This is a genomic window from Streptomyces sp. NPDC059696 (assembly GCF_042733745.1).
Lineage (GTDB): Bacteria > Actinomycetota > Actinomycetes > Streptomycetales > Streptomycetaceae > Streptomyces.
This window is the reverse complement of record NZ_JBHWFG010000004.1, coordinates 18,886-36,371: the sequence shown is the minus strand read 5'-3', so window position 1 is coordinate 36,371 and position 17,486 is coordinate 18,886. Positions and strand designations below refer to the sequence as shown.

General features: G+C 72.8%; 16 protein-coding genes. 7 read left to right on the top strand and 9 right to left on the bottom strand.

Translation table 11 applies throughout. The features are described 5' to 3' along the window. Positions 1-102 precede the first annotated feature (102 nt). A complete protein-coding gene (locus ACFV20_RS05440; protein ID WP_385652619.1) occupies positions 103-948 on the top strand; it encodes a TIGR02452 family protein in 846 nt (281 codons plus the stop codon). Here ACFV20_RS05440 and ACFV20_RS05435 read toward each other — a convergent pair. The 4 genes from ACFV20_RS05435 to ACFV20_RS05420 form a co-directional block, all read right to left on the bottom strand. After that, entirely contained in the window at positions 911-1,357 is a 447-nt protein-coding gene (locus ACFV20_RS05435; RefSeq protein ID WP_385652616.1) for a type II toxin-antitoxin system PemK/MazF family toxin, read from the bottom strand. The genes ACFV20_RS05440 and ACFV20_RS05435 overlap by 38 nt on opposite strands. Before the next feature lie 43 nt (positions 1,358-1,400). Further along, a complete protein-coding gene (locus ACFV20_RS05430; RefSeq protein WP_385652613.1) occupies positions 1,401-2,870 on the bottom strand; it encodes an SPFH domain-containing protein in 1,470 nt (489 codons plus the stop codon). Positions 2,871-3,004: 134 nt separating this feature from the next. Then, entirely contained in the window at positions 3,005-3,223 is a 219-nt protein-coding gene (locus tag ACFV20_RS05425) for a hypothetical protein (RefSeq protein WP_385652611.1), read from the bottom strand. 19 nt (positions 3,224-3,242) lie between these two features. Next, positions 3,243-4,670, bottom strand: a complete 1,428-nt coding sequence (locus ACFV20_RS05420; RefSeq protein WP_385652610.1) for an amidase — start codon at positions 4,668-4,670, stop codon at positions 3,243-3,245. Positions 4,671-4,909: 239 nt separating this feature from the next. Between ACFV20_RS05420 and ACFV20_RS05415 the strand changes: the two genes are divergently transcribed. Beyond that, the gene (locus tag ACFV20_RS05415) at positions 4,910-6,295 is read left to right on the top strand and encodes a glycoside hydrolase family 43 protein (protein ID WP_385652608.1); all 1,386 of its coding nucleotides are present in this window, start codon (positions 4,910-4,912) and stop codon (positions 6,293-6,295) included. Between the two features lie 15 nt (positions 6,296-6,310). Here ACFV20_RS05415 and ACFV20_RS05410 read toward each other — a convergent pair whose 3' ends face one another. Together ACFV20_RS05410 and ACFV20_RS05405 are read right to left on the bottom strand one after the other, a co-directional pair. Continuing rightward, positions 6,311-8,071: an FAD-dependent oxidoreductase gene (locus tag ACFV20_RS05410; RefSeq protein WP_385652606.1), complete on the bottom strand. Its 1,761-nt coding sequence runs from the start codon at positions 8,069-8,071 to the stop codon at positions 6,311-6,313. Positions 8,072-8,247: 176 nt separating this feature from the next. Beyond that, entirely contained in the window at positions 8,248-8,697 is a 450-nt protein-coding gene (locus ACFV20_RS05405) for a spore-associated protein (RefSeq protein ID WP_385652605.1), read from the bottom strand. Positions 8,698-9,044: 347 nt separating this feature from the next. Between ACFV20_RS05405 and ACFV20_RS05400 the strand changes: the two genes are divergently transcribed. From ACFV20_RS05400 to ACFV20_RS05390, 3 genes are all read left to right on the top strand, one after another. Next, positions 9,045-9,962, top strand: a complete 918-nt coding sequence (locus ACFV20_RS05400; protein ID WP_385652603.1) for a hypothetical protein — start codon at positions 9,045-9,047, stop codon at positions 9,960-9,962. 204 nt (positions 9,963-10,166) lie between these two features. After that, on the top strand, positions 10,167-10,964 hold the full coding sequence (locus ACFV20_RS05395; RefSeq protein WP_385652601.1) for a serine/threonine protein kinase: 798 nt from the start codon (positions 10,167-10,169) through the stop codon (positions 10,962-10,964). Beyond that, complete coding sequence (locus tag ACFV20_RS05390) at positions 10,961-12,523, top strand: protein kinase (RefSeq protein ID WP_385652598.1); 1,563 nt, start codon at positions 10,961-10,963, stop codon at positions 12,521-12,523. Before ACFV20_RS05395 ends, ACFV20_RS05390 begins: the two co-directional genes overlap by 4 nt. 54 nt (positions 12,524-12,577) lie before the next feature. Here ACFV20_RS05390 and ACFV20_RS05385 read toward each other — a convergent pair whose 3' ends face one another. Beyond that, positions 12,578-13,777 carry a hypothetical protein gene (locus ACFV20_RS05385; RefSeq protein ID WP_385652595.1) on the bottom strand — a complete coding sequence of 400 codons (1,200 nt, stop codon included), beginning with the start codon at positions 13,775-13,777 and terminating at the stop codon, positions 12,578-12,580. Between the two features lie 324 nt (positions 13,778-14,101). Between ACFV20_RS05385 and ACFV20_RS05380 the strand changes: the two genes are divergently transcribed. Next, positions 14,102-14,551, top strand: a complete 450-nt coding sequence (locus tag ACFV20_RS05380; RefSeq protein WP_385652592.1) for a hypothetical protein — start codon at positions 14,102-14,104, stop codon at positions 14,549-14,551. 155 nt (positions 14,552-14,706) lie between these two features. Here ACFV20_RS05380 and ACFV20_RS05375 read toward each other — a convergent pair whose 3' ends face one another. Beyond that, positions 14,707-15,081, bottom strand: coding sequence for a peptidase M23 (locus ACFV20_RS05375; protein ID WP_385652589.1), 375 nt, complete (start codon positions 15,079-15,081; stop codon positions 14,707-14,709). 356 nt (positions 15,082-15,437) lie between these two features. Here ACFV20_RS05375 and ACFV20_RS05370 point away from each other — a divergent pair, with 356 nt between their 5' ends. Beyond that, positions 15,438-15,866, top strand: a complete 429-nt coding sequence (locus ACFV20_RS05370) for a VOC family protein (protein ID WP_385652587.1) — start codon at positions 15,438-15,440, stop codon at positions 15,864-15,866. A 65-nt stretch (positions 15,867-15,931) separates the two neighbouring features. On the opposite strand, the gene ACFV20_RS05365 is transcribed toward ACFV20_RS05370, so the two are convergent. Then, positions 15,932-17,212, bottom strand: a complete 1,281-nt coding sequence (locus ACFV20_RS05365) for an MFS transporter (protein ID WP_385652586.1) — start codon at positions 17,210-17,212, stop codon at positions 15,932-15,934. Positions 17,213-17,486: the final 274 nt, after the last annotated feature.

The following is a 17,486-nucleotide window of genomic DNA, read 5'->3' as shown; positions in this document are numbered from 1 at the left end:
AACCCTGTTGCACCGAGGATCGGACATCACTCACGATGCTTGCGTGAACATGGCAAGACAGGCCGCGCGGGGCGCGGTCACGACGTGGACGGGGGTCGCGTCGTGAGCGCGCGTCTGCGCGGTATCGCGCGGGAGACCGAGCAGATCGTCGCGGCCGGGGCCTACCGCGCGCCGGACGGGCGCGAGGTCTCGATCGCGCCGCAACTGCGGGCGGCACGCGAGGGGACGCGCCTGTACGGGCCGGAACCGGTGCCGGTACCCGCCGATCGGGTGACGGGCGGGCGGACGACCCTGATCGAGGTCACGGGCGAGAGCAGCCTGGAGGCGGCCCACCGGCTGGGCGGCCACGTGGCCGTGCTGAACTTCGCCTCCGCCCGGAACCCCGGTGGCGGCTACCTGAACGGCGCCCAGGCCCAGGAGGAGGCCCTGTGCCGGGCCTCCGCGCTGTACGCCTGCCTGGCCGGCGTCCGGGCCTTCTACGACCACCACCGGGCCCACCGCGACCCGTTCTACACGGACCGTGTCATCCACTCACCGGCCGTGCCCGTCTTCCGCGACGACCGGGGCGGCCTGCTGGCCGAGCCGTACACCGCGGGTTTCCTGACCTCGCCCGCCCCCAACGCGGGCGTGGTGCTCCGCACGGCGCCCGAACGGGCCCACGAGCTGCCGCGGGTGCTCGCGGTCAGGGCCGAACGCGTCCTGGAGACGGCCGCCGCGCACGGTTACCCCCGGCTCGTCCTGGGTGCCTGGGGCTGCGGCGTGTTCCGCAACGACCCCGCGCAGGTGGCGGAGGCCTTCCGGGCGCTGCTCGGGCCCGGGGGCCGGTTCGCCCGGACCTTCGAGCACGTGGTGTTCGGAATCCTGGACCGCACACGGGACCGTGCCGTCCTCGCCGCCTTCGAGGAGGCGTTCAGCTCCAGCCGTAGCGCTCCTGCAGCCGGCGCCTGACCAGGTTGAACCGCATGCGGTCCAGGGCGCAGGCCTCCCGGCGCATGCCGTCCTCGTGCAGGCGCAGCACCCGGTCCACGTCGACCCACGAATCCCGGCCCGTACGGTCCCACGGCCCCCTGCCGATCGGCACCCACTCCAGGTCGCCGTCGTGCCGCTTGCTGGACAGCTGCACGGCCAGGAAGGTGCCGCCGGCCTCGCGGGCGACCACCAGCACCGGGCGGTCCTTGCCCCGGCCGTCGTTCTCCTCGTAGGGCACCCACGTCCACACGATCTCCCCGGGGTCCGGGTCGCCGTCGTGCGCGGGGGAGTACTCCGTCCGCACCCGGCCCACCTCGCGCGGGTCGGCCTGGACGGTGGCGGAGGGGCCGTGACGGCCGGGGACGTGCTCGTCGGCAAACGTGCTCACGGGGGCACCTTAGAGGCTGCCCCCACGAGCACGCCGCCCGGGTTCACTTGTCGTCCACCGGCACCTTCTGCGCGTGTCCGTTGAGGGCGGAGGCGTCCTGCGGTGCCGGCCCGCCGCGGTCCATCGACGCGAGCAGCTGACGGGCCAGGCCCAGCCCCGTGCCGCCCATGGTGAGCGCCTTGGCGAACAGGTCCGCCATGCCGTCGGCGCCGTTGAGCAGCACCATGTTGTCGACGTTGCCGAACGCGGACGCGCCCGCCTGCACGATCTCCGGCCACTTCTCGGCGAGTTGCTGGGCGACGACGGCCTCCTGGTTCTCCGCCAGCGCGGCGGCACGGGCCTTGATGGCGTCCGCCTCCGCGAGGCCCCTGGCCTTGGCCGCCTCGGCCTCCGCCAGGCCCTTGGCCCGCGAGGCCGCCGCCTCCGCCTCACCGGTGGCCCGGGTCGCCTGCGCGGCCGCCTCGCCCCGCGCCTTGGTCGCCTCCGCGTCGGCACCCGCGGCCGTCTTGACCCGGGTCGCCTCGGCCGCCGCCGCGAGCTCCGTCTCCTTCGCCTGCGCCTGGGCCGACGAGATGCGCGCGTCGCGGTCGGCCTCGGCCAGGGTCCGCGTCTCGTAGGCCGCCGCGTCGGCGGGCTTGCGGACGTCCGCCTGGAGTTGCTGTTCGCGCCGGTGCGCCTCCAGCTCCGCGACCCGGGTCTCCTGGACGACGACCTCCTGCCGTGCGCCGGCCTCCGCGAGCGGTCCGGCCTGCCGGGCCTTGGCGGCCGCCTTGTCGCGCTCGGCCTGGTAGCCGGCCTGGAGGATCTCGCTGTCCCGGGTGGCCTCCGCCATCCGGGCGAACGACTGCTGCTCGGCCTCGGTGGCCAGCCGGTTCGCCTCGGCCTGCGCGATGCGCGCGTCGCGCTGCACGGCCGCCGCGTGCGGCATGGCTAGGTTCTGGATGTAACCGGTCGGGTCCTCGATCTCGTGGATCTGCAGCGAGTCCACGATCAGGCCCAGCTTCTCCATCTCGGTGCCGCACGCGGCCCGCGTCTGCCCGGTGAGCTTCTCCCGGTCCCTGATCATGTCCTCGACCGTCAACCCGCCCACGATGGACCGCAGATGACCCGCGAAGACGTTGTGCACACGCTCCGACATCAGCTTCTGCTGGTCGAGGAACCGGCGGGCCGCGTTGGCGATCGACACGAAGTCGTCACCCACCTTGAAGATGACCACGCCCCGCACCTTGAGCGGAATGCCCTGGTGGGTCACGCAGTCCACCTGCAGTTCCGTCTCGTTCAGATCGAGCGACAGTTTGCGCACCGCCTGCACCCCGGGCATCACGAGCGTGCCGCGACCGGTGACGATGCGGAAGCCCATCCCCTCCTCGAGGCCCTCCGTGCGGTGCTTGGACCCCGAGATGATCAGTGCCTCGTTGGGTTCGGCGACCCGCCACATGAGCTTGAACAGACCGATCAGCACGAGGACGGCGGCGACCGCCACCCCCGCTACGACGCCGACGACCATCGGCATTCGCCCCCTTTGGATGGTGCCCTCTCGGCACCGAACGAAGGGGAGTGTGCTCCTCGGCGGAGCGCGGGTACAGCCACCGGCGCATCCTTGACGCAAGCTTGACACCCACGGCTCTCACCTGCGCCGCAGTGGGCTCAACCGTCGTACGCCGCCGTGACGTAGACGGTCCTCGGGGGCAGGTACTCGACCACCATCACGACCGTGCCCGTCTCGATGCGGTCCGTCGCCGACGCCGGGTGGGCGAGGAAGTGCTCGGCGCCGCCGCGCACCCGGACGATCACCTCGCCGACCAGCCCGGGCCCGATCGTTCCGGTGACCCGCCCCATGAGCCCGACCATCGACGCGTCCGCCATGACATCAGCGTACGGTCGCTCAGGCGGCGGCGGAACGCTCCGGGACCGGCGGCGACGGCCACTTCACGTCCCAGCGCAGCTCCGCCTCCAACTGCGCGGCCACCTGCACCAGCAGCGGCTCGCTGTTCGCGGGGCCCAGCAGCTGCGCGCCCACCGGCAGCCCGTCCGGGGTGAACCCGGCGGGCACGTTGACGCCCGGCCAGCCCAGCACGTTCCACGGCCAGGCGTACGGACACGCGGCGATCATCGCCCGGTCGGTGGCGAACCCGCTGAGTTCCAGCAGGGCCCCGATCCGCGGCGGGGGAGCGGCCGTCGTGGGCGCGAGGACGACGTCGTACGAGGTGAAGAAACCGCCGATGCGCCGGTGCAGCACGCTCTCCGCACGCCTGGCCGCCCGCAGCGGGGCCCCGCCGAGCAGCCGCCCCAGCCGGGCCGCGCCCCGGGTGCGCCGGTCCAGCAGCGCCGGGAACGGCGCCTCGCCCACCCGCTCGGCGATCCCGGCCGTGGCACGCGGCACGAACGTCAGCCCGATCTGCCCGTACGGCGGGTCCGCCTCCTCGACGAAGTGGCCCAACGCGCTGAGCCGCTCGGCCAGTTCGACCACCCGCGCGCGCACCTCGGGCAGGAGCCGGGCGGGCACCGCCGTGAAGGGCGGCTTGAGGGAGAGCGCGATGCGCAGCCGTCCGGGGTCGCGGCCGACGGCCCCGGACACGTCCAGGGCCGGGGGCCGGTGCGGGTCCTGCGGGTGGTTGCCGCTCGCGGCGTCCAGCAGCAGGGCCGCGTCCGCGACCGTGCGGGCCAGGGTGCCGTTGACGGTGATGCCCTGGAAGGACTCGCCGCGCGGCCAGGTCGAGATACGGCCGCGCTGCGGCTTGATGCCGACCAGATGGGTCCAGGCGGCCGGGATCCGCACCGATCCGGCGCCGTCCGAGCCCAGCGCGGCGGGTACCAGACCGGCGGCGACCGCGGCGGCCGAGCCGCCCGAGGAGCCCCCGGGTGTGTGGTCGGTGCTCCAGGGGTTGCGGGTCGCGCCGAAGGCGGGCCCCTCGGTGAAGGGCCACTGCCCGAACTCGCAGGTGTTGGTCTTGCCGACGATCACGGCTCCGGCCGCGCGCAGCCGCCGTACCGCCTGGCCGTCCTCGGTGACCGGCGGGAACTCCCCGCAGCAGCCGAACGCGGTCGGCTCACCGGCCACGTCCATGTCGTCCTTCACCGCGACCGGCACGCCGAGCAGCGGCTTTCGGGCACCGTGCGCGGCACGTTCGCGGTCCGCGGCGTCGGCTTCCGCGAGTGCGGCCTCGGCCCGGACGATCCGGAAGGCGTTCAGGCTCCCCTGGGACGCTTCGATCCGCGCCAGCGTCCGCTCGACCAGCGCCCTTGAGGTCACCTCCCCGGCGGCGAGCGCGCGGGCGGTCTCCGCCAGGCCTTCGGAACGGTCGAGCGCCATACGGACACCTCCGGAATCGGCTGTCTACCGAACGGTAACGTCCGGTCGCCGGTGGCGGAATGCCGACGACAGGAGTGTAAGTCCACCCACCCGCCGCGGCTCCCTCACCGGTCGCGCCGGCCCCTGCTCGAACCATTGACGGCCCGTCCCGTCGCCTCTACGTTCTGAGCCCCACTTTTCGATCGATGTCCCGAACTTTGTTCGTTATATCGAACCCGGTGTTCCAGGGAGAGCCGTCCGTGACCTCACGCCCCGCCCCGTCCCGCCGCTCACTGCTGCGCGCCCTGGCCGCCGTGCCCGCCTCGGCGGTCCTGCTCGGCGAGGCGCCCGGACTCCTCGGCACCGCCCTGGCCGCCGCACCCCCGAACGGCTCGGCCACCCGCTACACCATCGTGCCGTTCCTCAACAGTGATGACGGCACGGTCGACGTCTACCAGTCGGACGACGCCACCGACTTCCGGCTGCTGCGTTCCTCCGCGTACACACCACCCGCCAACCGGATCCGTGACGCCTCGGTCATCAGACACACCGACGGCTACTACTACGTCACCTACACCACTCACACCTGGCAGGACCCCAGCACGACCATCGGCTTCGCCCGCAGCTCCGACCGCGTCGACTGGACGTTCCTGTACGACTACCCCGTGCCCATCGCGGGCCTCTCCCGCGCCTGGGCACCCGAGTGGTTCGTCGACAGCGACGGCAGCGTGAGCGTCATCGTGTCCTGCTCCACCACGAACGACGAGTGGATCTTCACGCCGTACCTGATGCGGGCCACGAACTCGGCCCTGTCGCAATGGAGTCCACCCGTCGCGCTCTCCGGCATCGGCGCCAACCACATCGACACGTTCATCGTGAAGACCGGCTCGACCTACCACGCCTTCCCGAAGAACGAGACGACGAAGTACATCGAGTACGCCACCGCCTCGAACCTCACCGGTCCGTACACCATCCGCCGCACCGGCGACTGGGCGGGGTGGGGCAGCTACCGCGAAGGTCCCGCCCTGGTCCGGCTGGACAACGGCGACTGGCGCATCTTCTTCGACGGCTACGGCGACGGGACCTACTACTACAGCGACAGCCACGACACCTTCGCCACCTGGACGGCCCCCGCCGCCCTGCCCCTGATCTCCGGTACGGCCCGGCATTTCACGGTCGTCAAGGAGACGGTCCCGGGCGGCCCTGCCCTGGCCCGGAACGTCACGCGCTCCTTCCGGTCGGCCAACTACTCCACCCGCTACTGGCAGCAGCAGTCCTCACTGCTCAACCTGCCCGTGGTCAGCGCCTCCAGCACCACGGCAGAGAAGAAGGCCGCCACCTTCACGGTCGTCGCCGGCCTCGCCGACGGCAGCGGCTGCTCCCTGCGCGACACCGCCGGGAACTACCTGCGCCACTGGGACTTCCGCGCCCGCTTCGATCCGAACGACGGCACGAGCACCTTCGCCGAGGACGCCACATTCATCCTCCGGGCCGGTACGGCATCGGGCTCGGTCCGCTTCGAGTCGTACAACTACCCCGGCCGCTACCTGCGCCACTACGCCTACCAGCTCCGCGTGGACCGCCCCGACGGCACGGACCGGTTCCGCCAGGACAGCTCGTTCGTGCCGGTGACGGCCTGGGGCTGAGCGGTTCCGGGCGCCTCAGCCGATGTCGAAGACATTCGGCAGGCGGAGACGGTAGCGGGTGCGGTCGTGCCGCTTGAACGCCTCCAGCTCGGGGGCCCGGTGCAAGGGCGTCACGGTGCACCGTTCGGCGGTCGAGCCGGTCTGCTCCAGGAGGGCGTTCACGGCCTGGCGGGCCGAGGTGTTGGCGCCCTCCATGGTGGCGAGGTCGATGGGGACGGCCACGTAGTCGCCCGCCAGGAAGAAGTTGGGGATTCTCGTGGCCGACCGAGGGCGGTGGTGGAAGGTCCCCACCGGATGGATCAGCAGCTGCTCCTCGTTGACCGGGTGCGGAGTGCCCAGTCCGTCCACGGCCGGATCGAGGAACCAGGAATGCAGCACGGAGTCCTTCAGGATGGTGCGGCCGCTGTCGTTGAGCGCCGCCTTGAGCTGCGCCCACACCTCGCGGGCGACTTCGGAACGGGTGCACTGCTTGGCCGTCCTGCCGTACAGGATGCCCGGGCGGTCCCACTCGGAGACGTCCACGGACAGGCAGTCCGCGACCGTCCCGTCGCCGAAGTCGGCCGGGAAGTCGTGACCCGGCCAGTGCTGGGCCTGGGCGATCGCGGTCAGCGACCACGGGGAGTCGATGAGGTTGAGGTGACCGTGCAGGATCGGCGTACGTTCGGTCAGATAGAACTGGATGCCGGTCATCCAGTCCGTCTCCAGCCGGTCGCACCGGGCCAGTTGGGGGTCGGCGGCGCGTACGGCGGAATTCCAGGTGCGGCGGGCGTGCTCGACCGGCATCGCCGAAATGTAATGGTCGGCGGTGACGGTCCGGCGCGCGCCTCCCGGTTCCTCCACGACGGCTCCGGTGATCACACCCCCGCCCAGGGTCAGGTCCCGCACGGTGAAGCCGACGCGGAACTCGACGCCGAGTGAGGTCAAGTACGTCACCCAGGGGTCGATCCAGGCCTCATTGGTGGGTGCGTTGAGGATGCGGTCCAGCGGTCCGTCCGCGCCCCGGCCGAGGAGGTTGAACACGAAGGCCTCCATCAGGGTGGCGACCGTACGGGTGCTGGCCTCCTCCGCCTTGGTGGCCACGATGTTGCGGGTGATGCCGACGGCGAGGATCCGCCGGTAGTCGTCGGACATCCGCTCGGCCCGTACGAACTCCCACCACGGCGTGCGCTCCCACACCTCGTCACGGCGCTCGTCGCAGCTGGTGAGGAAGACCAGGAAGCGGTTGGCGAAGTAGAGGGCCTCGTGGAGGGGGAGGCTGAAGGCCGTGTCCAGGACCGCGGTGAGCGCGCGGCGGATCTCGTCGGGGGTGAGTTCGACAGGGGTGTTGCCGGGCCAGGGGAGCGGGAGCCGGATGTCCTCACGGCCGCCCGACCGGGCGAACAGCATCTCTTTGGGGGCGACGAGGTTGTCGTGGACGCCGCCCGGGTTGCCGGGGAACGGGATGCGCCGCATGGTGTCGGGCAGGTTGTGGTAGATGCCGGGGATGAAACGGAAGCCGTGCTCCCCCGGCAGGGGGCGGCGGCCGCCCGTGCCGCTGCCCGGTACGTCCATGCTGCGTGCCTTGCCGCCCAGCGCCTTGCGCTCGTAGACCGTGACCCGGAAGCCGCGCTCGGCGAGTTCGTGTGCGGCCGTGAGCCCGGCGACGCCCCCGCCCAGTACGGCCACCGTCTGTGCCGCTGCGCCGTTCCCGGCCGAGGCCCGTTGAGCCGTCCCGAGGGCGAGCCCGCCGGTGGCCGCGGCGGTGCCCAGGAATCTTCTGCGTGTGGTGCCGCCCATCACTACCCCTTACCGTCGGTAACACCGGCGCATGAGGATAGGGGTGAGGTGGCGGACCCGGAAGGTGCGGACGCGACCTTGGCTTGATGCCGCCGTACCCGGCGGCAGGAAGGGGACCGGGCCACCACGGCCCCCGCGAAGCGCGGCAGGGGGTGTGATGGCCCGGCTGGAGAGGGTCAGCGGGTGAAGGTGACCCGGTGCTCCTTCAGGGAGCCGCAGTTGGAGCCGTACACCTGCACGTAGGTGTTGGCGATGCTGCCGCCCCAGTCCACGCAGTGGCCCTTGCCGTAGGCGTACGTCGGACCGGCGTACGACGTGAACACGCCCTCGTCGTAGTCGCTCTGCTCGGTGTCCGGGACGGAGATCCAGGCCGACATGCTCACGGCCTGGCCCGGGTTATTGCGGATGGTCGTGACGCAGTTCTTGCCGTTGGAGGCGTTGTAGGTCAGGTAGACGGTCCCCAACGAGCCGACGGTCGCGGAGTTGACCGTCTTGTAGCCGCTGCCGCAGACCTTCTGCGGTGTGGTGTTGGGCGCGGCCGAGGCCGGCGACGCCATGGCGGTCATGGTTCCCACGGACAGCGCCGCCACGGCGGACGCGGCCAGAACGGAACGGGTGAATCGCATATTTCCCCCATGCAACTCTTCGAGGTGGTTGCTCCTGCATGGTGTGACCCGCCCCGCGTCCAAAGGGTTGTGCGTCAGTTGCGAGGAAATTCAGGGGAGTTGAGGGCGCCGGCGGCGCCGGGTGCGGTCGGGGCGCCGTGGACGCCCGAGCGTTCCCGTCCGCCGGCCGTTCTACTCGTGAGTCAGGTGTGGCACACGTGAGATCCAGCGGATCTGTGCAGGGGTGTCACACAGACTGCACACGGCCCTTTCAAAGTCTCGTTAGCGTTACGGCTCGATCCCACGTGCGAACGTGACCAGGCCGCGGCCGGCGAGCCGCCGGAACAGCCAGATCGGGAACACCACACATGGACTACTGCTCGTCGTGCCGTCGGCACCTCAACGGCGCCTTGGTCTGTCCGGGCTGCGGCGCCTACGCCCCGGACATCGACCCCTCCGTCATCAAAGGCCGCGGCGGCCCGGCCCCCGTGCCCGCCACCGCCCCGGGCGGACCGGCATCCTGGGAGTACCCGGCAGCCCCCGGCACCCGGCACGACGGCACCGTGCGCAACGAGATCCCCCTTCCCGCGCCCACACCGGAGGACCCCGGCTCCGGGGCGTCCGACGGGTACGACACTTCGGACACCGCGCCGGTCGACGGCTTCGAGGCCCGGCCGCAGGGGCGCGCCGCCCGGCGCCGTCAGATGGCCCGCTGGAAGAAGAACCAGCGCCGGGCCGTCGTGGCGACGGCGGTCGCGCTCGTCGGAGGCGGCCTGACCGTCGCCGCGATGAACGGGAACGCCACCCCTGGCGTCCAGGCGGCCGCGACGCCCGGCGACACCCCCATGGGCGGCGCCCTGGAAGAGGCACCGACGCACACCGAACCGACGTCGAACGAGGCCGACACCCCGGCCTCCGCCCCGACCACCCCGTCGCACACCGACCGCGCCCCGCGCCACGAGCGGCCCCGGACCGCCGACCCCCGCACCACGCCCGCGGACCCGCGGACGGACGCCGCCGCCACGCCCCGCGAACTGCCGCTGACGACCCCGCCCCGGCGCAAGACCGCCACGGACACCGTCGGATCGGCCGCGGACGACGCCGCCTCGTCGGCGTCGCGGGCCACCGAGCCGACGACACCCCCGGCCGCCGCCCCCGGCTCCGACGCACAGCAGCCGGAGTCCCCCTCCACGCCCCCGCCCGCGGCGACCACACCACCCGAGACGTCGTCCCCCTCCGGCTCGAAGCCGAAGGAACTCTGCCTGCTGGTCATCTGCCTCGGCTGACGGCGCCCGGCCGCCGGTTCCCGGCGGCCGCACGCTCGCCCTGCCGGACCGGAACCGCCAGGCCCCCCACGACCGTCTCCGAGCACGTCGCGTGACGCCCGGAAACCGCTCCTCCGAGGCGGCCCCGCCGCCTCCGCGGCAAGCGGAAGCCGACCGTACAATCCTCGCGACCAAATCGGGGGCGACATCAGCGGGGGAGTCCGCGTGGAAACGATCATCGTGCAGTTGCCCGGCACCGCCCTGTGGGGCGGGGACGAGAAGGGCAGTCCCGAACTCATCCACCTGGGACCGGGGGACATCGCGGACTTCGGACGGGGCGGGGCAGGGGTCCGCATCGTCCTGGCCGATCCCGGCATCTCCCGCCGGGCCGGGCAACTGGAAGCCGCCGGGGACTACTGGCGACTGTCCAACTTCAGCCGCAGCGTGTCGTACGTGGTGGAGAACCTGGAGGGCGCCGGCGAGTACCTCACCGTCGCGCCCGGGCGGCTCGGGGCACCCGTGCCGTTCGAGTTCTCCCGCGTGGTCCTGCCCGCCCTGTCCGGCACCGCCACCTTCAAGGTGTTCGCACCCCAGCACGCCTACCTGGGCGAACAGTCCCTGCCCGGCGGCGGTGAACAGACCGTCCACCCCTTCGCCCTGGACACGACGTCGAAGTACTTCCTCGTCCTGGTGGCCCTGTGCGAACCCCGGCTGCGCGACCCCTCCGACGCGGCGCTGCCCGGCGTCGGGCAGATCGTGGAACGGCTGCGGCCGCTGGAGTCCTGCCGGGACCTGACCCGCTCCGCGGTCAACTACCACATCGACTACCTCGCCTTCGCCAAACTCCGCCTGGACCTCGGCGAGGAGGCCACGGCCGCGGCCGAGAGCAGCCGCACCGGCGCCAAGCGCACCCGGCTCGCCTCCGTCGCCCTGCGCTTCGGCCTGGTCCGCGAGGAGCACCTCGGGCTGCTGCCGCCGCGCGGCGCCGGCCGCCTCGGCGCCCCGCAGGAGGCCGGCGCGTGACCACACCGGAGGAACACGACGACGACCTGCGCGCACCCCGTCCGCCCGGCCTCCCCGAGGGCTTTTGCATCGAGAGCTGGGAGGTGGGCGCGGTCATCGGCTCCGGCGGCTGGGGAACCGTCTACGAGGCCCGTGCGGTCGCCGACGGCACGCCCGTCGCCGTGAAGGTGCTCCCGACCGGCACCCTCGGGCCCGGGCAGCGCGCGGCCCTCGGCGAACTCGTCGCCCGCGAGGTGCGGTTCAGCTCCGAGGCCGACCACCCCCACCTCGTCCGCACCCACGCCGTGTGCACCGTCGAAGCACCCGAACTGCCCACCCTGGACGGTGCCATCGCCCTGGTCATGGACCGGGCCGAGGCCAGCCTGAAGGACGTGCTGGACACCGCCGGGACGGGCGGGCCGATCGCCGACGCCGACCGCGTCCTGCGCGGGGTCGCCGCCGGACTCGCCCACATGCACGACGCGGGCTGGGTGCACGGCGACCTCAAACCCGCCAACGTCCTGCTGGGACCGGGCGGCCGGGTGTGGCTGGCGGACTTCGGCCTGGCCACCGAACTCGACGGCACCCACGCCCACGTGCCGCCCCTCGGCACGCTCGACCACATGCCGCCCGAGTGGTGGTCCCAGCGCACCGGCACCCAGGGCGCCGTCGTCCGGCCCACCGCCGACATCTGGGCCTTCGGCGTCCTCGCCCACCAGGTCCTCACCGGCGGGCTCCACCCGTTCCCGGGCGCGACGGCCCGGGCCCGCTCGCTCGCGGCCCAGACCTACGCGCGCGGCGCCGCGCCCCTGCGGCTCGACGTCGGCCTCGACGAGGACATGCGGCGGCTCATCGCCGACTGCCTCGCCCCGGACCACACCGCCCGCCTCCCGCTCACGGCCCGCGCCGTCGCCGCCCGGGTCGAGGGCGCCACCAGGGGGCCCCAGCGGCGCAGAAGACGCCCGGTGCCCGCCGTCGCCGCCGGGCTGGTCGTGCTGACCGCCGCCGCGGTCGCCGGGGCGGCCCTGCTCGGGGGCGGCGGCGGCACCCAGGACGACCAGCGCGACCGCGGCACCCCGGCGGTCTCCGGTGCGCCCAGCCCTCCGGCCGGTGAGATCCCCGAGAACTCCGACGTACCCGCGGCGCTGCGCCCCGTCATCGCCCGCGCGGCCCACCGCTGCACCGACGAGGAGATCACGCCCGCCCTGCTCGCCGCGATGATCAAGGCGGAGAGCAACTTCGACCCCAAGGCCTCCCGCCCGCGGAGCGAGGAGTACGGCATCGCCATGTGGACGCCGTCGGTGTTCCGCGCCTGGGCGGTGGACGGGGACGGCGACGGCGACAAGGACCACATGTCGCCCCCGGACGCCGTCTCCACCATGAGCCTGTACCTGTGCTGGCTCGACCAGCGCTTCAAGCAGGCCGGCCTGCCGAAGAAGGACCTGCCCGCGCTGGTCGCGGCCGGGTACCGCACCAGTGACCGTACGGTCATCGAGGAGCGTGGCGTACCGGAGCGGGTACGGCCGCACGTGGACAAGGTGCTGCGCTACCTCGCCGAGTACCAGGGCCGGGACACGTGAACGCGAGCGGTGGGCAGGGCCGCGGCCCCGCCCACCGCTCGTCCCCCGTTCCCGTCACGGCTGCGGCGCGCCGCACTCCGGGACGTTCGGCAGCCGGTTGTCCGGCGAGCTGATGTAGATGTTGGAGATGTAGCCCCCGTACTGGGGCAGATAGGCCCACCACTCGTTGGTGTACGGCGGCACGCTGACCTCTTCGCCGCGGATCTGGCAGCCCACCAGCACCTCGACACCGGCCGGGAGCTGGGTGATCCGGTCGTCGCGCGTGGCCGGGCCCTTGCGGACGTTCACGAACTCGCCCCACGTGCCGAACCAGGTCTCGGCGGGCCGTACGCCGCCCGGCACGTTCAGCGAGCGGGTCAGCCGGCCGACATCGGTGTACGCCTTGCCGTAGGAGGTGCCCTCCGGGTGCAGGGTCAGCACGGCCACGATCGTCCGGTCGTCCGCGCCCACCGTGCCGGTGGTGTGCAGGGCGGGACGGGTGAGGTCCACGGCCGCGGCGGCACGCGGAGCCGGGGCGGCCGGCTCCGGCTGCGCCTGAGAGGACGCGGTCCCGGGACCGCACGTGCCCTTCGCGTACGCCCCGGACCAGCCCTGCTTCACCGCCCAGGGCCGGTCGAACGACCCCGCGATGCCGAAGTGCTGGTCGACGTGGTCGGTGGAGGAACAGCGGGTGGAGCGGCGCAGGTTGTCCATGATGAAGGCACGCACCGGTGCGGGGGCCTTGTCCAGGATGTACCGGTAGACCGCCACCGTGTCCCGGGCGGAGAGGGCGGTGTACCCCCAGAAGCCCTCGTACCCGCGGGGTGGTGGCGCGGTGTCGCGCAGACCGAGCGCGGGCCGGGCGGTCATCCGGTCGATGATCGCCGGACCGCCGTACGTCGACCAGTAGTGGTCGGCGGCGTCGTCGTCGCTGCCGCGCAGCATCGGCTCCAGCCGGGCGCGGTCGGCCGCGGGGACGGTGTAGTCGGGCCCCCGGTCCCACAGGAAGTCCAGGACCAGCAGCAGCTTGACGACCGACGCGGACCGGAACTGCGCGCTCTCGTCGACCTGTTCGGTGAACGTGCCGGTCCGGCGGTCGAAGACGGCCACACCGGCGGTGACACCCGGCGGAATCAGGGCGGCTTCCCCGGCCTGGACGGCCTCGACGGTCCCGGCGGCCTGTCCCGTCCGGGGGTGTGCCGCCGCACCGCTCGTGAGGGACGCGACCGTGACGACGGCCGCGAGCGCGGCGGCGCCGCGCAGGAGCATGCGCATGGTTGCCCTTTCTGGCTCACCCGGTTGTCCGACGGGACCTCGGCCCGCGTCGCCACGTTAGGGGCGGGGGAGGGGAGACCGGTCCTGACGAATGTCAGGACTCGGCGGGAGGGAAAGCGGCCTGGGGGAGCTGCCCGAGGGATGGGCCCGGGGGGAGGGGCCCGGGGGAGGGCCCGGGGTGGTGGGGTCTCCACCCTGATAAGTGTCAGGTGCCGGTGGTGCGGTGCCGCCCCGTACGGTCACGACCAGCGAGCGACGGACGGCCGGGGGGGCCGGCCGTCACGCACGAGTCGATTCACCCGCCGACACACGAAATGAGGGCTCATGAGCCGCCGATCACTCAGGACACTGCTGGCCGCGGGGGGCGCCGCCGCGGTGATGGCGCTCCTCCCGGTCTCCGCCCGGGCCCAGCCGTTCTCGGGCGGCAACTACGGCCTCTACGGCATGGAGGGGCAGTACCCCACCACCTCGTTCTGCTCGGGCACGTTCCGCCAGATCGGGGCGACCAAGTACGCCGCGGGCATGGCCCTGAAGTACTTCTACTCCGACAAGTGCGGTTCGTTCGCCCGGATCGAGAACTCCCGGCCCGGCTGCGCGGCCGTCCTGCAGCGCTCCGACAACGGCACGGGCCGCAACGACGGCTGGGTCTCCGAGACCGTCGACTCCGGCATCGACTACGCCTATACGCAGATCGGCAACAACCTCAACGGCCGGGTCTCACGTGCCCTGCTCGCCTGCGACGGCCACGACCTGGTGAACACCGGCTGGTACTGAGGCGCACCCGGGTCGGGCCGACCACGCCCCCGCACCTCCCTCCGACGACGTGGCCCGAGACGGGACCCGGGGCTCGTGCTGAGCCCATGGACACCTGCGGCGGACCACCGTGACACGGTGGTCCGCCGCAGGCATGTGGGGGGGAAGGGAGGACGTCAGCAGTCCGGAACCCCGGCGATCTTCTCCCCGCCCCGGATGTAGAGGTTGTTCACCCAGGCGATGTCGCTGCCCGAGAACTCCATGACGGCGGTCCACCAGTTGTTGGTGCCGACGGCCGGGTCGTGCACGGTCTGGCCCTGCTTCTGGCACACCGCGTCCGCCCACCACTGCGAACGCACCGCGAGCCGCGGGGAGTCGGTGGTGGGCTGCTGGCGCAGGTTGACGTCGGTGGCCCAGATGTAGACGTCGGTGAGCGTCGGGTCGCCGCCGTTGGCGGTGGCCGGGGTCGCCCGGGCGGTGGTGGCGAGCCCGCCGACGGCGAGCGCGGCCACGGCGAGGCCCAGGGCGGAACGGCTGATCAGTCGCTTCATGTGTCTGTCCCCCGAAGGACGAAAGGCGATGCTGGTGTGGCCGGAACCGGTCTCGTTCCGGTGCGGCGGGGCACCGGACCCGGCTGCCTGCCGACGAGCAGAACTGTAGGGAGACCGCGCGCCGCGCGGTCCTGACAACTGTCAGGAGCAGCCGGTCCGTCGGGGGGGCGGGCGCGACCGGGTGCGGTGGGGGGCCGGGGCGGCCCCACGACCGGGCGGACGCCGCGAACACGGCCGAAAACAGCTCGACGGCCCCGACCGCCCCTGCCTACGATCCACCGCGCGGCATCGCGTGCCGGTCACCGGCCGGGTGAGGCATGGAGGCGCCGCGGAGATGCCCGTGGAGGCATTCAACCGTGTCAGTCGAGTTCAATCACACCATCGTTCTGTCCCGGGACCGGGAGAAGTCGGCCCGGTTCCTCGCCGAGATCCTGGGGCTGGAGGTCGGGGCGCCGACGGGGGTGTTCCTGCCGGTGACGACCGCCAACGGCGTCACGCTGGACTTCCTCACCATCGACGCCGACATCCCCATGCAGCACTACGCGTTCCTCGTCTCGGAGGACGAGTTCGACCAGGCGCTGGCCCGCCTGGTGAAGGCCCGGATCCCCATCCAGGCCGACCCGCACGGCAACCACCCCCGCAAGATCAACCGCAACGACGGCGGCCGGGGCGTCTACTTCCTCGACCCTGCGGGCCACGGGCTGGAGATCCTCACCCGCCCCTACGGGACCGATCCGGCCTCCGAGCTGAACGGGGTCACGGAGGACGTGCCCGGAGCGGTGTAGGCCGGGCCCCGGTCCGGGGCCCCTGCTCGCGCCCCGGACCGGCCCCACCGTCCCGGCGACGACCCTCAGCCGCCGTCCGACTCCACCGCCACGGGGGCCGGTTCGACACCGGCCGCCGTGGTGTCGTCCCGGCGGGGCAGCGACAGCGGTGTGAGCAGAAGCAGGGCACCGGCCAGTGCGATGGCCGTGCGGGGACCGGTCCGGGCGGCCAGGACACCCCACAGGGCGGTCACCGCCGCGGTGGTCGCCTTGCCGGTGGCCGACCAGGCGGACAGGGTGCGGGTGACCCGGCCGGCCGGGGTGCGGTCCAGACGGTGGGTGGCGAGGACCGGGTTGAACACGCCGCAGCAGGTGATCAGGCCGAACTCGACCAGCATGACCAGGGCCAGGCCGGGCACGCCGGGGCCGGTGAAGGCCAGGCCGATCGACCAGCAGGCCCGCAGCACCCCGGCGGTGACCAGGACCCGGTGCCGGCCGTGGCGCGCGACCAGGTGGGGGGCCAGCCGGGAACCGAGCAGACCGCCCGTGCACGGCACGGCGAAGGCGAGCGCGTACTGCCAGGCGGCGAAGTGCAGGTCCTCCACCATCAGCACCAGCAACGGCGGGGACGCCGCCATGATCAGGGAGTTCACCAGGAGGGTGTTGAGGAACAGCGGCCGCAGCGCCGCATCGGCCAGGATGTGCCGCCAGCCCTCCAGCAGGTCGCCGGGCCGCACGCCTCTCACGTACCGACCCGCGGGCTGCTTGTCCGCGTCGCCGATCGCGTTCTCCGCGTGGCCGATCGCGCGGAGCCCCAGCGCCGAGAGCAGATGGCTCACCGCGTCGGCCACCACCGTCGTCACCGGGCCGAACAAGCCGATCGCGGCCCCGCCCAGTGGCGGGCCGACCATGCTGGCGGTCCAGGACGTCGCCTCGAACCGACCGTTCGCCACGAGCAGCTCGTGGCGGGGCAGCAGATCCTTGAGGAACGCCCCGGCCGCCGCGTTGAAGGTGATGTCGGCCGCCGCGACGGCCACCGACACCAGCAGCAACTGGGCGAAGGTGAGCCGGCCGAGCGCGAACGCCACGGGAACGCTCAGCAGGACGACGCACCGGGCCAGGTCCGTCGCCATCATCACCGGTCGTTTGCGACGGACCTCCACCCACGGCCCGAGAGGCACGGACACCACCGCGCCCACCGCCGGTCCCACCGCGGCCAGCAGCGACACCTGCGCCGGACCGGCCTCCAGCGCGAGGACCGCGATCAGGGCGAACGCGTCGAACGCGAGCCACGTGCCCGCTGTGCTGACCGCGTAGGCGGCCCACAGCCACCGAAACCGCCGCCCCAGCGACCGTCTGCCCGCCATACCCGGCGCACTCCCCGCTCCCGTGGACAACCCGGCGTTGTCCGGGAGTCATCCAAACCAGGAGGGGGCCCGCCGGGCAAACAACCGCCGGGCTCCCACGTCACAACCAGACGTTGTGACGCGACGGTGTACGGGCGGTGGGGGCGACGGTGGCACGGGTGGTGGGCGCCACGGTGGCACGGGTGGCGGAGGCGACGGTGGCACGGGTGGTGGACGCGACGGTCGCACGGGTGGTGGCGGAGGCGACGGTGACACGGAGGGCGGAGGCGACGGT

Coding starts and splice junctions, on each gene's coding strand:
- ACFV20_RS05365 (WP_385652586.1), bottom strand. CDS start 17,212: ATGGCGGGCAGACGGTCGCTGGGGCGGCGGTTTCGGTGGCTGTGGGCC.
- ACFV20_RS05375 (WP_385652589.1), bottom strand. CDS start 15,081: ATGAAGCGACTGATCAGCCGTTCCGCCCTGGGCCTCGCCGTGGCCGCG.
- ACFV20_RS05385 (WP_385652595.1), bottom strand. CDS start 13,777: ATGCGCATGCTCCTGCGCGGCGCCGCCGCGCTCGCGGCCGTCGTCACG.
- ACFV20_RS05410 (WP_385652606.1), bottom strand. CDS start 8,071: ATGGGCGGCACCACACGCAGAAGATTCCTGGGCACCGCCGCGGCCACC.
- ACFV20_RS05420 (WP_385652610.1), bottom strand. CDS start 4,670: ATGGCGCTCGACCGTTCCGAAGGCCTGGCGGAGACCGCCCGCGCGCTC.
- ACFV20_RS05400 (WP_385652603.1), top strand. CDS start 9,045: ATGGACTACTGCTCGTCGTGCCGTCGGCACCTCAACGGCGCCTTGGTC.
- ACFV20_RS05425 (WP_385652611.1), bottom strand. CDS start 3,223: ATGGCGGACGCGTCGATGGTCGGGCTCATGGGGCGGGTCACCGGAACG.
- ACFV20_RS05380 (WP_385652592.1), top strand. CDS start 14,102: ATGAGCCGCCGATCACTCAGGACACTGCTGGCCGCGGGGGGCGCCGCC.
- ACFV20_RS05430 (WP_385652613.1), bottom strand. CDS start 2,870: ATGCCGATGGTCGTCGGCGTCGTAGCGGGGGTGGCGGTCGCCGCCGTC.
- ACFV20_RS05405 (WP_385652605.1), bottom strand. CDS start 8,697: ATGCGATTCACCCGTTCCGTTCTGGCCGCGTCCGCCGTGGCGGCGCTG.